At 45.7% G+C, this 14627-nt stretch carries 19 protein-coding genes and 1 tRNA gene; 7 read left to right on the top strand and 13 right to left on the bottom strand.

The genetic code is table 11. The features are described 5' to 3' along the window. Positions 1–164: 164 nt before the first annotated feature. From Q502_RS10650 to Q502_RS10630, 5 genes are read left to right on the top strand one after another with little or no spacing between them, the layout of a single operon-like run. Positions 165–1169 (top strand): autoinducer 2 ABC transporter substrate-binding protein, encoded by a 1005-nt coding sequence (locus tag Q502_RS10650; protein ID WP_099828501.1) that lies wholly within the window; start codon positions 165–167, stop codon positions 1167–1169. A gap of 44 nt (positions 1170–1213) precedes the next feature. Next, complete coding sequence (locus tag Q502_RS10645; RefSeq protein ID WP_099828500.1) at positions 1214–2704, top strand: sugar ABC transporter ATP-binding protein; 1491 nt, start codon at positions 1214–1216, stop codon at positions 2702–2704. Then, the gene (locus tag Q502_RS10640) at positions 2682–3689 is read left to right on the top strand and encodes an ABC transporter permease (RefSeq protein WP_099828499.1); all 1008 of its coding nucleotides are present in this window, start codon (positions 2682–2684) and stop codon (positions 3687–3689) included. The genes Q502_RS10645 and Q502_RS10640 overlap by 23 nt, the downstream gene beginning before the upstream one ends. Continuing rightward, on the top strand, positions 3676–4668 hold the full coding sequence (locus tag Q502_RS10635; protein WP_099828498.1) for an ABC transporter permease: 993 nt from the start codon (positions 3676–3678) through the stop codon (positions 4666–4668). The genes Q502_RS10640 and Q502_RS10635 overlap by 14 nt, the downstream gene beginning before the upstream one ends. Before the next feature lie 24 nt (positions 4669–4692). Beyond that, entirely contained in the window at positions 4693–5433 is a 741-nt protein-coding gene (locus Q502_RS10630; RefSeq protein ID WP_099828497.1) for a DeoR/GlpR family DNA-binding transcription regulator, read from the top strand. A gap of 444 nt (positions 5434–5877) precedes the next feature. Here the strand turns inward: Q502_RS10630 and Q502_RS14815 are convergent, their stop codons facing one another. The 4 genes from Q502_RS14815 to Q502_RS10615 form a co-directional block, all read right to left on the bottom strand. Beyond that, positions 5878–6105: a hypothetical protein gene (locus Q502_RS14815; RefSeq protein WP_243392173.1), complete on the bottom strand. Its 228-nt coding sequence runs from the start codon at positions 6103–6105 to the stop codon at positions 5878–5880. Between the two features lie 39 nt (positions 6106–6144). After that, a complete protein-coding gene (locus Q502_RS14810) occupies positions 6145–6303 on the bottom strand; it encodes a hypothetical protein (protein WP_243392172.1) in 159 nt (52 codons plus the stop codon). A gap of 643 nt (positions 6304–6946) precedes the next feature. Next, a complete protein-coding gene (locus Q502_RS10620; RefSeq protein WP_099828496.1) occupies positions 6947–7849 on the bottom strand; it encodes an alpha/beta hydrolase in 903 nt (300 codons plus the stop codon). A gap of 19 nt (positions 7850–7868) precedes the next feature. Further along, a complete protein-coding gene (locus tag Q502_RS10615) occupies positions 7869–8150 on the bottom strand; it encodes an acylphosphatase (RefSeq protein WP_099828495.1) in 282 nt (93 codons plus the stop codon). Positions 8151–8276: 126 nt separating this feature from the next. Here Q502_RS10615 and Q502_RS10610 point away from each other — a divergent pair, with 126 nt between their 5' ends. Together Q502_RS10610 and Q502_RS10605 are read left to right on the top strand one after the other, a co-directional pair. After that, a complete protein-coding gene (locus Q502_RS10610; protein ID WP_165775308.1) occupies positions 8277–8780 on the top strand; it encodes an HPP family protein in 504 nt (167 codons plus the stop codon). A gap of 15 nt (positions 8781–8795) precedes the next feature. Beyond that, positions 8796–9272, top strand: a complete 477-nt coding sequence (locus tag Q502_RS10605) for a GNAT family N-acetyltransferase (RefSeq protein ID WP_099828493.1) — start codon at positions 8796–8798, stop codon at positions 9270–9272. Between the two features lie 32 nt (positions 9273–9304). Here Q502_RS10605 and Q502_RS10600 read toward each other — a convergent pair. The 9 genes from Q502_RS10600 to Q502_RS10560 all read right to left on the bottom strand — a co-directional run bounded on the left by Q502_RS10600 (position 9305) and on the right by Q502_RS10560 (position 14238). Beyond that, a tRNA-Trp gene (locus Q502_RS10600) sits at positions 9305–9380 on the bottom strand. A 34-nt stretch (positions 9381–9414) separates the two neighbouring features. Continuing rightward, complete coding sequence (locus tag Q502_RS10595; protein WP_102818775.1) at positions 9415–10857, bottom strand: proton-conducting transporter membrane subunit; 1443 nt, start codon at positions 10855–10857, stop codon at positions 9415–9417. Further along, complete coding sequence (locus tag Q502_RS10590) at positions 10854–11213, bottom strand: sodium:proton antiporter (protein ID WP_102818774.1); 360 nt, start codon at positions 11211–11213, stop codon at positions 10854–10856. The genes Q502_RS10595 and Q502_RS10590 overlap by 4 nt, the downstream gene beginning before the upstream one ends. Next, positions 11210–11881: an MnhB domain-containing protein gene (locus tag Q502_RS10585; RefSeq protein WP_102818773.1), complete on the bottom strand. Its 672-nt coding sequence runs from the start codon at positions 11879–11881 to the stop codon at positions 11210–11212. Before Q502_RS10585 ends, Q502_RS10590 begins: the two co-directional genes overlap by 4 nt. Continuing rightward, complete coding sequence (locus Q502_RS10580) at positions 11878–12567, bottom strand: hydrogenase subunit MbhD domain-containing protein (RefSeq protein WP_102818772.1); 690 nt, start codon at positions 12565–12567, stop codon at positions 11878–11880. The genes Q502_RS10585 and Q502_RS10580 overlap by 4 nt, the downstream gene beginning before the upstream one ends. Continuing rightward, positions 12564–12845: a monovalent cation/H(+) antiporter subunit G gene (locus Q502_RS10575; RefSeq protein WP_102818771.1), complete on the bottom strand. Its 282-nt coding sequence runs from the start codon at positions 12843–12845 to the stop codon at positions 12564–12566. The genes Q502_RS10580 and Q502_RS10575 overlap by 4 nt, the downstream gene beginning before the upstream one ends. Continuing rightward, the gene (locus Q502_RS10570; protein ID WP_102818770.1) at positions 12842–13090 is read right to left on the bottom strand and encodes a hypothetical protein; all 249 of its coding nucleotides are present in this window, start codon (positions 13088–13090) and stop codon (positions 12842–12844) included. The genes Q502_RS10575 and Q502_RS10570 overlap by 4 nt, the downstream gene beginning before the upstream one ends. After that, entirely contained in the window at positions 13087–13440 is a 354-nt protein-coding gene (locus Q502_RS10565; RefSeq protein WP_102818769.1) for a Na+/H+ antiporter subunit E, read from the bottom strand. The genes Q502_RS10570 and Q502_RS10565 overlap by 4 nt, the downstream gene beginning before the upstream one ends. Continuing rightward, on the bottom strand, positions 13441–14238 hold the full coding sequence (locus Q502_RS10560; RefSeq protein ID WP_258001629.1) for a radical SAM protein: 798 nt from the start codon (positions 14236–14238) through the stop codon (positions 13441–13443). It abuts the gene before it with no gap. Positions 14239–14627: the final 389 nt, after the last annotated feature.

Raw genomic sequence — 14627 nt, 5'->3', positions numbered from 1 at the left:
TTCATCAGCCGTAAGTCTCAATAATCAGATTCCTTCGGGTATGGATTTGAAAGAATGAATTGATAAAATGAGTTTGATCACAAGTTATCAGGTTAGTGTTTTAAGTAGTTTTCTATGGTTTTTTGATGGGCCGGCCTACCGGTCACATAGAAGGAGGGATGCGAATGAACAAGAAATTTCTGATGCTCCTGCTCTGTGTCTTGTTTACAGTTGCTGTCTTAGCAGCCAACTATGAAATCGCCGTTGTTGTTAAGATCGGTGGAATTCCCTGGTTCAACAGAATGGAAGTCGGTGTCAAAGATGCCGCTTCAGAACTCGGGGTGAACGCTTACCAGATAGGGCCTTCAGATGCAGATCCTGCTCAGCAGGTGAAGATTGTTGAAGACCTTATTGCCAAGGGCGTCGATGCAATCTGTGTAGTACCTAATGATGCTAAGGCTCTTGAGCCTGTCTTCGAGAAGGCAAGAGCGAACGGCATCATTATCATCACTCACGAGTCGCCAGAGCAGAAGGGTGGCGACTGGGACGTTGAAACGATAGACAACGTCAAGTTCGGAGAGGCGAACTTCGAAAAGCTCGCGCAGCTGATGGGCGGAGAAGGAGAGTTTGCGGTATTTGTCGGCGGGCTTACAGTTCCGCTTCACAACTTCTGGGCAGATGTAGGCCTTGCATATGTTGCAGAGAAGTATCCGAACATGAAGTTGGTGACCGAGAGGATTCCGTGTGGCGAAAGTGTGGAGCTTTCCTATCAGAAGACACTCGAGCTTCTCAATGCTTACCCGAACTTGAAGGGCATAGTCGGGTTCGGCTCTCTAGGCCCGATCGGTGCCTCTCAGGCTCTCAACGCAAGGAACATGAAGGGAAAGGTTCAGATTGTAGGTACGGTAATTCCGAGTCACGCTGACCCTTACCTGAAGCAGGGTTTGATGCAGTGGGGTTACCTGTGGGATCCGAAGGATGCCGGATTTGCACAGGTTTATCTTGCGAAAACACTGCTGGACGCAAAGAATGCTCTTGCAGAGGCCGGAGTTCCGGAAGGTATTGTGCCGGTGGTCGTCGATGGCTTTGAGATACCCGGTCTTGGAAAGGCAACTCTCGAAGGAAACATAGTCAAATTTGACGCGCAAATCGATATAACTGCTGAAAACGCCCTTTCTTACGGGTTCTGATTTCGAGAGGGGGTCCGCCCCCCTCTCTTTCCGGTGATGTAATTATGGCTGAGAAGTTGTTGGAGATGAAGAATATCTCGAAGAGATTCGGAGGTGTACTTGCCCTCGATTCAGTCGATTTCGAAATGGAGAAGGGAGAGGTCCACTGCCTGGTTGGTGAGAACGGTTCGGGCAAAAGTACCCTGATAAAGATCATCTCGGGTATTCACTCGCCCGATCCCGGCGGCGAGATATATGTTGACGGCAGGAGAATAAGTCACCAGAAGTCTTCAAATAGCGTAAGGGAAGGTATTCAGGTAATATATCAGGATTTGTCGCTCTTCCCGAATTTGACTGTGGCCGAGAACATCGCCATCTCTTCCAGAGTGGAGACCGGAAGCCGTCTAATGAACTGGAAAGAGACCGAAAAAGAGGCCGTCAGAACCATGAAGAAGATCGGAGTTTCTCTTGATACTCGAAGGGAAGTCAGCCAGCTATCCATTGCAGAAAGACAAATAGTTGCTATCTGCAGGGCAATAAACGCGAATGCACGGCTGGTGATTATGGATGAGCCGACAGCTTCTCTCAGCAAGAATGAAGTTCAGTCTCTCATTAAAGTGATCAACGAGCTTCAGAACAGAGAGATAGCCACGCTTTTCGTCAGCCACAAACTTGATGAAATAATGGCTGTGGCCCAACGAGTTACGGTTCTTCGCGACGGAAAGAAAGTCGGAGTGTTTGACGCTTCGGAGCTTACAAGACAGAAACTCTCATATCTCATGACGGGAAAAGAGTTCGAATACTCGAAGCTTCCTCCATATTCTGGCGATGAAGTCGTTCTTGAAGTGAGAAAGCTTTCCAGAACCGACAACTACAAAGACATTGATCTAAAGGTTCACAAGGGAGAGATAGTCTGTATTACAGGGTTGATGGGTTCAGGCAGAACCGAGTTCGTTCTCTCTCTATTCGGAATGAATCCTCCCGACGACGGAGAGATCTTGTTAGAAGGGAAGAGAATCAACCCTCGAAGTGCCCTGGCCGCTATGAGAGCTGGGATTGCATATGTGCCCGAGGATCGATTGCAACATGGTCTCGTTATGGAACAGTCAGTAAGCAAGAACATTGTGCTTACGTTTCTGAAGAGAATACTGTCGAAAATCAGGCTCTTGAGCAAGGTCAAGGAGAGAACAGAAGTGAGGCGTTGGGTCGATGAACTTTCGATAAAGATTCCGTCTGTTGATTCTCCCGTGAATACTCTTTCCGGCGGCAACCAGCAGAGAGTTGTAATCGCCAAGTGGCTTGCAATAAACCCGAAGGTGTTGATCCTTGATTCGCCGACGGTGGGAATCGATGTTGCCGCAAAAGACAGCATATATAAGATAGTAAGAGAACTGGCGGCAGAAGGCATTTCTATTATCATGATCACCGATGAAGCTGAAGAAGCCATATACCATTCAAATACGACGTACATAATGAGTGCGGGCAGAATAGTCGGTAAGTATAATTCCAGCGAGCTTACGGAGAAAGAGCTGTATGAGAAGATCAACGGACAGTAATTCAGTATTGAGAAAGGCATTCGGCAAGAGCGAATTCTACCTCTTGCTTGTGATAGTCGTAGTGTCTCTGTTTTTCACTATTATGAAGCCAAGCTTCCTGACCTTCACCAATATTTACGGCATGGTGGAAAGCAATTCTTTCCTTGCAATTATGGCTGCGGGTGTGCTCGTTGTCCTAATCTCTGGAGGGATTGACATTTCTTTCACTGCCATCGCTACTGTTGCGCAGTATGTAATGGCTACTATCGTTATACATTGGGGCGGAAATATGTTCCTGGCCTTTGCTATAGGAGGGGTTGTAGGAATTGCTCTGGGTTTTATCAACGCTTTACTGATTTATTTCCTCAAAACTCCGCCAATAATAGTGACGATCGCAACCATGAACCTGTTCTACGGCCTTCTGATATTTATAAGCGGCGGTACCTGGATTTACGGCTTCCCAATGTGGTTCATGGAGAGGAATCTCGTCAGATTCGGAGACAACCCGGGAATTACTATACCGATTCTAGTTCTTGTTATTTCCTTCATTCTTACGTGGCTGATACTTAAGCACACGGCTCTGGGAAGAAACATATACGCCGTGGGCGGAAATCAAGAAGCCGCAAGACGTGTGGGCATAAGCGTTCTCAAGACGCAGCTTTTCGTCTATTGTTACATGGGCTTTCTAGCAGGCATAGCTTCTACGGTCCAGGCGAATATGATGCTCACTGTAGCTCCCAATGCTCTTATGGGAAGAGAGCTCGAAGTCCTGGCTGCGGTGGTGCTCGGAGGTGCGAGTTTGGCCGGAGGTACTGGGAGCATCCTCGGAACGATTCTGGGATTTGGTCTAATAGTAATTGTTCAGAACGGGTTGACGCTGTTGGGAATCTCTTCTTATTGGCACAAGGTCTTCGTTGGGGCCATAATTGTCATTAGCGTAGGAATAACAGCATACCAGAGGAAACTGCGCGAGAGAAAAGGGGCGATAATCAATGTCGAAGAGTGACACTAAGAGAGGAATACTGTCGAAGAACTCAGAGATTTTCTCCCTGGGAGTAATACTTGCGATTCTCGTCTTGCTGTTTTCACTCGCTCTCCCCGGCAAGTTCCTCAGACCAAGCAATCTTCAGTCTATGGCCTTCCAGCTTCCCGAACTGGGAGTGCTTGCCTTCGCGATGATGATAACTATGCTTACGGGTGGGATAAACCTCTCCATAATAAGCTCGGCGAATCTCTCGGGAATAATCATGGCAATGATTCTGACAAGAAATGTGACTCCCAACATGGGAGGGAGTGAATTGGGCTGGATAGTGTTTCTGGCGATTCTCGCAGGAATGTCCATTTCGCTGATAGTGGGTCTTGCGAACGGAGTGATAATAGCATATATAGGGATCTCTCCGATTCTTGCGACACTTGGTACGATGACGCTTCTAGAAGGAATAAGCCTCGTAATAACAAGGGGGTACGTGATTTCGGGCCTCCCCAGGAGTCTTCTGGTAATCGGCAACGGTACATTTCTGGGAGTCCCCGTTCCTATGTTCATTCTGATAGCGGTCGCGATAGCAGTGGCGATTTTGCTTAACAAGACTCGTCTGGGTCTATCCACTTACATGATTGGTTCGAACATCAAGGCGACCGGTTTCTCTGGGATAAATACGAACAAAGTGATTATTCTCGTATACATGATATCTGGTCTTCTTGCAGGTATCGCATCACTGATAATGATAGCCAGATTCAATTCCGCAAAAGCCGGTTATGGTTCTTCATATCTTCTAGTTACCGTGTTAGTTTCAGTTCTGGGTGGAATCAATCCAAATGGTGGATTTGGAAAGGTGTCCGGTGTTTTCCTTGGGTTGGTCTTGTTGCAAGTGATCTCAAGCGGCCTGAACCTTCTTGGGATAAGTCAGTTTCTCACGCTGGCGCTTTGGGGTGCACTCCTCCTTGGTGTAGAGGCTCTAAGATTAGCCAGGAGGAGAGTCAGATAAAACAGATATGCTGGAGTTGAGCAAATGGCTTTGAAGAAAGAAGACAGAAGACAAAACATTCTCAGCGTTCTTTCCGAAAGAGAATCGATCAATACTCAAGAACTTGCATCCCTAATGGATGTTTCTCTCGTCACGCTGAGAAGAGACTTGAGAGATCTGCAGAAATCCGGCCTCCTTATCAACGGATACGGAGTCGTAAGAGCGGTGAATCAAGAAACAGATCCCAACAGCTTCTTCTTGAGAAGACTCAGAGTAGAGAGAGAGTCAAAGGAGATAATAGCCTCAAAAGCTATAGAGTATGTTGAAGAAAACGATGTCCTCTTCATAGATGAAAGCACCACATGCTACGTTTTTGCTTTGAAGCTATCCAGGGCTTTCAATAAACTGCACATAATCACGAATGGAATCAACATCCTGCTTGCCCTATCGAAAATACAGGGGTTTTCAGTTGAATCGAGCGGCGGAAGCCTACAGTATGGATTTGATTCGCTCATCGGACCTAGAGCCGAAAGTCTCGTGAGCTCCATATATGCAAACAAGTTCTTCTTTTCGGCAGCCTCGTTCAGAAGCAAGATAGGTACCTTCGAACTCAGTCCGTTTTCTGCTAGTATAAAGAGAAAAATGCTTCTCAACTCGAGTGAGAGAATACTTCTAATAGACAGGAGCAAATTCGATGTTATTGCTCCCTTCAAGATGGCTGAAGTTGGCGAAATAAACAGAGTCATCACTGAAGAGAAAGATTTTATACCTTCACTTCATAGTTGAGAAATCTTCCTGGAAGTCGATAAGACGAATGGCAAGAGCCGGTTATCGCTGACACAAGATGTATTGCCGCCTTCGGCGGGGCGCAAGGTTGGCTGCCCCAGAAAGTGATGCTGGAATAAAACATCAGACGCAAGGCTAGCGAAGATCACGCTAGGTCGCAGTGCCCGCTTCGCGGGGAAAGAGACGCTTTTCGCTGAACGCTGCTGAGCACAACGTTGACCGTCAACGGTCCATCGTCCTCCGAATCGGAATGCCGGCGAAGATTGTTCAGGGACGCAATGCCCACTTCGTCTGGGAAGCTTTTGCTGGGTTCAACGTTGTTTTTAGCAGCGATCAGCTTTGAGGAGACATCCTTGGTCCATCGTCCCAGATCATGAACCCGTCCACCGAAAGGATCAATCGAGAAAGAGCATTGTCGAGAGCTTCACTGCGAGAGTGCAGGGTTCATAGCGTAACGAACCTTACGGTGACGGGTTCGTTGTCGAAGCACCATTTGCCGGCTCTTTCAACGAGCCTCCCCTGATTCTCAGGAATCTTGGAGGCTTCTTCAAGAGCTTTTTTCATGGCCTCGATAGCTCTCGTCTCGTTACCTTCAAAGCTAAGGCCGAGTTTGTTCGCTACCAGACCGTATCTGTAGGTACCGGGCTGACCTGGAGTTGCGATAGAGAGCATCGGTCCGCCGGCTCCTCCGAGGATCTCGTCAACGATATACTACCTGTTGATCAGATCATTGAGAGCATACCTGAACTCGTTGATAGCCATTACGTTGAAGAAGTCTTTTCCATTAACCTCTCCCACATAAGGAGCTTCGTTCGGGTATGGATTGACGAAAAGAGTATAAGTCAGCGACGGAACGGAGTAGATATCCATTTTTCTCGAGTTGCCTGATCCATTCCCATCAGGGTTGGGCCGGGAACTCCTTCCATGAAAATATCCGTTAGTCCTTCGGCGACTGCCCTCAGACCTAGTTCTTGAGACATCTTAACGTTGAAGTAGATGATATCAGATATTGGTCCCTTCTCAGTAGGAAAATACTGCCACCAAAAACTAGTGCAGTTACGAGAAGAAACAAGGTAAGTCTCTTACGCAATTTCTTTCGCCCCCTTTTTAATTTAGTTCTGTGACATTGCACAGAACGTCTAATTAGTACGTATAGTGTAGAATAATTTTTTTTGGTGCACTATTATCATCTCAATGGCAATTATTATAAAAACACATAGTAATACACAACAGTATTTTGCAATAATTAGAACATATATCAAAGTATTACAAAGTCCAACATAATAATTCTAAGAGTGCCAAGTTAAGGTATTCAATGATTAAGAAGTATGAGAAGTGATTATCCATAAAGTGCAGCTAATTTCAAAGTTATAAGGCCCTTTGACTGCTAATATGACAAACATAGGCACATAAATACGAAAAAGTACGGTAAGGAGATTAGATTCTCAAGTCTGAAGTGCGATTTGTTGGATATTTTATTTAATATGATAAATGATAAGGAGAGTGTAATCTTTCATAGGAGCTTATGCTTGCGAAGGAAGCTTTCAACTTCTTTTTCATATGTGATCGGATCGGTTGGGAGAGACGCTGCATGAGCAGCTCCGGGAACTACTAGAAGATGGTTTTTCGAATTGTTTTCTCTGTACATCTTTTCGCTCATATAGGTTGGAACGTAATGGTCTTCAGCTCCGTGCGCGAACATCACTGGAACTGACGACTCTCTTACGGATTTTATTGGGCTTACTTCTTTTAGATTCGCGCCAGTCAGGAGTTTTGCAAAGAATCGAGCCAGCCAAATGAATGGAATCGAGGGAAGGTGAAAGTCCTCACGCAACCTTACCGACAGCAATTCTTCGAGGTCAGAAAAACCGCAGTCGGCGACGCAGAAATCGATCTCGTTATCAAGAGAAAGGTATTGAAGAGCTATTGCAGCACCCATCGATTCTCCGTGTAGGCCGATTCGAGTATTCGCCCCAAGTCTTTCCAGAACCCATTTCTTTACAGCGGCAAGATCATGCTTCTCGTAGAAGCCTAGAGTCGTATTCGTACCTCCGCTTTTTCCGTGATTCCTGTGGTCATATACGATGATGTTGTAGCCCAGCTTGTGAAAAACCTTTGCATACTTTATGGAACCGAAAAGTGAATAAGTGATGCCGTGACAGATAATTACGGTTCTTTCGGAATTGTCGTTAGGAATCAGAAACCCGTGGAGTTTGTATCCATAAGGAGAATCAACCCAAATCTCTTCCTTTTCGACCTCTTCGAACCAATCTGGATCCATTCTGCCATTCTCGACTTCGATGCGGTAGGTCTCTTCGTAAGGGATCTGTCTGGGTTTTATGACCCTATTTGAGAGAACAAATCCCACAATGGCCAGAAATGCAACAGCAACTAAAATTATTACGGCAATTATCATTTTTTCCCTCCATATGGAATTACCTCTTTTCGAAGCCCCTGAATTCCAGCTCTTGAGAGGGCTGTTCGATTATTCTGGTGATCTTTCCTCCAGAAAGCCTTACGGGAAGAGATCCCTTTTTCACTTTTCTCAAGAACAATGCAAGTTCAGTCTCATTGCCTCTAGCGACAATTCTTACGGACCCATCTTCCAGGTTTTCTACATACCCGGTGATTCTGTGTTTTTCTGCAAGCCGCCTCACGAAGTTTCTCATTCCAACTCTCTGAACTCTCCCTTCGAGAGTAACTTCAACCGTTCTCACACTACGACTTGACCTCCCTATGGTTTAGAATATTCCTATCTCTTCATAGGAAGATTCTATCAGTTGATGGTACCTAAATCTTTCTCTTGAGAGATGCAGTTATTTCTTGGCGAATCAGGAGGTAAGATGATAACACTAGATTCCAAGTTCCGACAATATCCGCTCAAGTACGTTTTCCAGACTTTGCTCACGATCATTTCGGTCTTCGTGATTCTGCTCTTTATTGATGCGCTCTCTGAAGCAGTTGTTGTTGCTTCGTTTGGGGCATCGACATTCATTGTCTTTGCGATGCCAAATCTTAGGGCATCCAGCGCAAGGTACGTTCTGGGAGGCAACGCAATCGGTCTGCTGGTAGCTTTTGGAGTTCATGTTTTGGATCTGCTGACTAAACATACTAATATTCAGTGGTCTGATAACATCTCATTCGCCTTCATGGGATCTTTGGCGATAGGTCTAACTATGTTTGCCATGGTGATAACCGATTCAGAGCATCCACCGGCTGCCGGACTTGCATTGGGGTTGACTCTTGACGGTTTCAGTGTTAGAACTGCAACTATAACCATTCTTGGGATAATCATCGTCTTTTCAGTAAAAGAACTCTTGAAGAAACACTTGCTGGATCTTGTCTAGGAAGGAGGTAACTGAATGATAAGGCTGGAAAAGATGAAGCCCGATGAGTTCGAGATCTTTACCGAAGGATTGGTAAGAAACTATGCGATAGAGAATGTCAAATCGGGAAGATGGGAAGAGAAGGACGCGCTCGAGAAATCGAGAAGAGAAATCGATTCATTGCTTACCAACGGGCTTAACACAGAGAATCATGAACTCCTGAGCCTTATAGAAAGGGAGACAGGCAAGAAGATAGGTTATCTCTGGCTGCATGTTTTCTCCGCTACGGAAAATAAGGGATTCATCTATGATTTCGTGATCTACAAAGAATTCAGAGGAAAAGGTTACGGAAAGCTGAGCCTCGAAGCGCTTGAAGAATATGCCAGGGAGCTCGGAGTAGAACAGCTTTCGCTTCACGTCTTCGCACATAACACCGTGGCGGTTGCTCTTTACAAGAAGATGGGATATGAAGTAACCAGTATGAATATGGCCAAGGCGATCGGAGATAAATAAAAAGAAAAAGAGAGGATGATTCCTCTCTTTTCTGGCAGGCGAGGAGGGCCTCGAACCCCCGACCTACGATTTTGGAGACCGTCGCTCTGCCAATTGAGCTACTCGCCTACAAAGACGATTATAGCGGAATCGATACTCCTTTTCAAGAGGAGAGGATTATTGCCAGCACGATCGAAATAAGAAAGAGTATGAGATAAGAAGAAAGTGCCGAATCGATTCTCTCGAAGTAAACCGGCAGAGGTCTAAGGAACTTGCGCAGCAGAAGATACCCCGCCATTCCCGCGATAACGGTAAGTAATGATTCGAACATGTATATTTCGAAACCGATGATCCCGTGTATTATTATGACTCCGGACAAGATGGAGTAAGCAGCAACGGTATTCGCGGCCGGCCAGGAGGAAGATTTACCGGGTTTGAGAAAGATAAACTTCGAGAAGCTCATTGCCGTTCCAGCGGAAGCAATAAGAAGCAGGATCTTCAATGAGGGACAACAAGCGCCGTGTATGATGATCTCTTTAGTTACACACCCGGATGTCATAGGAAATCCCGCTATAGCAAGCGAACCGATCAAAAGAAAGGCATACTCGACTTTTGTGATCTTCCCCGACCACTTTGAATACTCCTTTGTACCAAGTCTAGCCGATATATTCCCGACGACCAGAAAGAGTAGCGTTTTGAATATTGCATGGCTAAAGCCGTGCCAGGCAGAGGACTTGTCACAGTTTACGAGCATGAAGCCAACTTGAGATATAGTATGGTATGCGAGGACCCTTTTGGCGTTCTTTGAATTGACGGCGAAGATAACGCCGACAATTGCGCTAACGATGCCGATTATCATATAGGTATCTCTCATCCAGCCGAAAGAGGAATACGTGATGAACCTTATAGACAGGTACACGTCAAGCTTGACAATGAGGCCGGATAGTATTGGAGAGACTTCTATGGGCGCATTGGAATGAGCGTCTGGAAGCCACATGGAGAAAAAGAAAAGGCCGGACTTCACGGCCAGTCCTCCGAAGATCAGAACGGTTGCGATAGTTGAAACCTGTTCCAGACTATCCATCGCAAATGAACCCGTCTCCATATAGACAATCCCGATTCCCAGTAGATAGAAGTTCAGCCCTAGGGAAGAGAGGAGCAGATACTTAAGGCTGGCCCAGGCCTGACGGGGCTTTTTCTCGTAGGAAATCAGAATGAAGGAAATAATCGACGCGAGTTCTATGGTTACGAAGATGCTGAAAAGGTCCCTCGAAAGGAATATCGAATTCAGAGTTCCATAAAGTATGAGGATCAAGGCGTAGAAGAAGCCGTCATAACCTCTCTTGATAGAATTCAGGATCACCGCAAGCATCACGATGAATGTAGACAAAAGAAAGGGAATTGCGAATTCATCGACAGCCATACCGATTCCAAGCGAACCCCACTTCCCAAGAATAATCGAAGCATCTTCAAAGATAACGAAAGGAAGAACGCTTCCACTTGCAAAAGTAGTCACAATCGCTACAGTCGGACTGACCGACTTCCTGTCTTTCAGCACCAGACAGACAATTCCTCCCAGGACGGGCAGAAAGACGAGCGCGATCACCGTTCTTCCCTCTCGAAGATTATTTCGATCGCCTCGACGTTCATTGTGTGGTATTTGTTGTATATTATGATCGTGAATACGAGTGAAAGACAAAGCAGGGCAAATGATATCACAATACCTGTGATTATGACTGCTTGAGGTATGGGGTCGGCGTAGGTGGTTCTTGAGAAATCGCCGCTGACTATGGGAGGTATTATCCCGCTTCTTGCTGAGATTCCTGTGTACATGAGGTTTATAGAAGTCTCCACGATACCTAAAGAGAGAATCTTCTTTATAAGGTCCTTCGAGAGAATCATACCGATCGTTCCCACCAGCATTCCCAAAATTGAGAAATAGATTACGAGAGTTCCTGTCATAGTGTTCCTCGTCTGCTAATAAACTCGCTGGACATCTTCCATGCGCCGGCGTATACTTTGATTCCGATAAGAATGTTCAGAATCGGGATCAGCCCACCGCTGAAAGTAGAACCAAAGCCAGCCTCAGAAAGTAATTGTGAGTGGGTTTCTGGTAAAAGGATGATCAAAGTTGAGAATGCGAAAATTAGCACGAGACTGATTTTCTCAAACATACCGATCTTTAGCATATCATAATGAAGACTTGCCTTCTTGAAACTGGAAGTGAGACCGTAAGTGATTACGCCTGTTGCAAGTACAACTCCGCCAACAAAACCTCCACCCGGGGTGATGTGGCCGTTTATTACCACATATAGGAAAAGGGTTATCGACAAGGCGGCCAAGCCCCCGCTATAGACAGTTACTGTACCAAATACCTGCTGGCCTTCATCGATGTTCACTGGAAGCGATGCAAGAAGGGCGGCGACTCCCAGAGCCGTTATAGTGAAGACGATTATCTCGAATATCGTGTCATAGAGTCTCGTCTCAAGATAAACGCTTGTAACTGCGTTGGGCACGTTAACTCGTTCCACTATTTGCTCTATCGGCCTGGGGATACTTTCAGAGGGATCAAATGAAAGCATAACAATGACAAAGATTGTTGTAACTGCTATGATTCCTGCTATCTTCACAGGTACCGCCCCACTATCTCTTCGATATTCCCTGAAGATCTAATCTCGTTCAATCCTTCAAGAATATCTCTTTCCAGATCCGGCGAATTCATGGAAATGACAAAGACATAGCTGCTCTTTTTCAGGAATTCTGGCGTAGGAGAAATAGCGTTTCTGCTCAAGTGTTTCAGTCTCACAAAATCAATTTCCTCTCCGTTACAGACAAATATTGAAGTCTCCAGATAAGGGATGCCTTTTGTTCTACCTGAAACGTCGTCCTCTGTAAATGCTCCACAAACCAAATCGACATCATGATTCTCAACGGCTTTCAATGCTTCTTCCTTTGAAGAGAACTTAACTGGTTCAACGTGATAACCTTCCTTTTCGTCAACAAGCCGAATGATCTCCCACTCCAGCCCTCTCAGACCGGAAGGCAACTCCTCTATCATCGAAGGCACATCGAGAAATCCGAGACGGACACGGCGCTGTTTCTTAAGTGCCATTATGTAGACTATTAGAACTAGTGCAACCCCGACAGAAAACTGGGTCATCGCAACATCCGGCGCGCCTATTATCATCATAATTACGGCCGAGACCGAACCCATAATTCCAAACCAGATAACACTCTGGAAGTTAGTCCTTGATGAAAGGACGATTATCGCGCTAACAAGATAAAGAGAACTGATTCCGATTAAGACGAAACTCATCTCTCTTTTCCCCCCGAGTTTATGAAGGCCCTGGCAATTACGTGAGTTACAAGCGGTCCAGTGACCATCAAAGCGACAATAAACGCAAACATCTCAATTATCGTCAGCAGGCCAAAGAAAGAAGCAGAGATGACGATGAATATAAGTCCGACTGTGTCGGCAACCGTTAGAAAATGGAGAGTCCCGATGATTGTGTGAGCGAGGATTGCCCTAAACGTGCCTGCGACAACGAAAAAGAGGCCGGGTATGAGGAATAAGTATCCGATTATTCTCATCATCGTCGTACCCCCAGATAATATGCAGCGATAATTGTGCCGCTCGTGTTGAGAATGAGAAACAGCAAGGCAACACTGGATATGAAATCAACTCCAGTAACCATTTCAATAAATATGACGCCTATGAGAAGCCTTGTCGAAATGGAAGAGTAGGCTATTAGTAGTTTCCAGGGATCGCTACTTGCAGCAAACCAGACCAGCATCGCAATAGAAGAAATCATTGCCGCCATTGTGATATAGAAGGTCACTTTTTCACCTCGTGGATCAACAGCCCTTCCCTGTCCTTCGAAATGACAACTTCCTCAGGGGTCATTGTAATAGAGATGATCTTCCCAAATTCAACGATTCTGTTTTCCGGTGCCTTTTCGCTTCTTACCGTGAATACGGGTTTCGAGAAGATAATTCTGAATGATTGGAAGACCGCAACAGGTAAAGCGAGCATAATTCGAAATACGGTACCAAGAACAGGACCGGGACGAATAAGTCTAGACGATATATACTGAGCAAGTACCGAAACTAGCAGCCCCGAAACTACAGAGGCCGGCGTGAATCTGCCAAAGAAAGTGATCCACAAGAAGAAAGAAATAGTGAAAATCATCTAGTCCCACCTCAAAGGTTTGGCCCTGAAATTCTCCTTAGATTCGAAATGCTGCATCCATCCAGTGAGACCAAATCTATCTATCACATCAAGTGCATAATCGTATTCCTCTTCCGAGATTTTTCTTGATAGTTCGTAGTGCTCTCTCGCCCTGTAAACTGGTCGATACTGTGACATAAGCGATATGGGAACGGACGAAGACAGTTCAAAGGCCACAAACTCCGCCATCTCTTCTGTACCCGCTATTCCTTCAGGTAGAACAAGGTGCCTGACAATAACTCCTCGCATTCTTTCTTCTCTGAAAGAGCCAGTTTGTCTAAACATCTCCTTCACTGCCTTCTTTGTGACAGTCCAGTAATCGGGGACAAGGGAGTATTTCTCTCCAAGCGCATCGTCGGTGTATCTTATATCTGTGAGATAGATGTCGACGATTCCATCGAGAAGCTGCAAAGTACTTACTTCTTCATAACCGCTAGTGTTGAACACTACTGGAAGGGAAAAGCCCTCCTCAAGTGCAAGTTCGTAGGCTTTGAGGAAGCCATACAGATTGGGAGTCGGAGTGACGAGATCGATGCAAGCGGCCCCTTCCTCCTGAATCTTCATGAAGTGTTGCGATAGCTCTTCAAAAGAAAAGACCTTGCCTGCGTTCTTTTGACTGAAAGCGAAGTTTTGACAGTAGAGGCAGCTCATTGTGCAGCCACTAAAAAAGACAGCACCTGCACCGCCTTCCTTCACCAAAGGTGGTTCTTCCCCAAAGTGTAGTACTGTTGCTGAGACTCTCGGTTCAATCCTCTGCATGCAGAAACCAGAAGTCTCATACCTGTTCACATGACATTTCTTAGGGCACAGGTCACAAGAGTGCAGTCTTTCTCTCGTTTTTTCTATTGCTTTATGTACTCTGTCGAGTTTTTCTAAATTTGAATCCATTCAATCCATTCCTTCTCTTCACTCTAAAGGTTGTCGGAAGACCGTGAGCTGATACTATCACACAAATTCGAGTCTAGGGAGACTAAGATTGCGTTTGGGCTATGCGAGGGAAAAGGAACACTTCGGGCAAGTTCGCCTAACCAACAATCCCTTACGTACAACCAATCTAACATCGTACTGAGAGTCTTACATCCCGTCAAGCTGAACTTGTTTCAGCATCCAGTTCCTTTTTCTTCGCCAGCGGAAAACCGCTCAACGGC

The sequence above is a fragment of the Mesotoga sp. Brook.08.YT.4.2.5.2. genome (assembly GCF_003351125.1).
In the GTDB taxonomy this organism is placed as follows: Bacteria; Thermotogota; Thermotogae; order Petrotogales; family Kosmotogaceae; genus Mesotoga.
The sequence above is the reverse complement of the archived record's forward strand: the minus strand, read 5'-3'. Positions and strand labels throughout refer to the sequence as shown.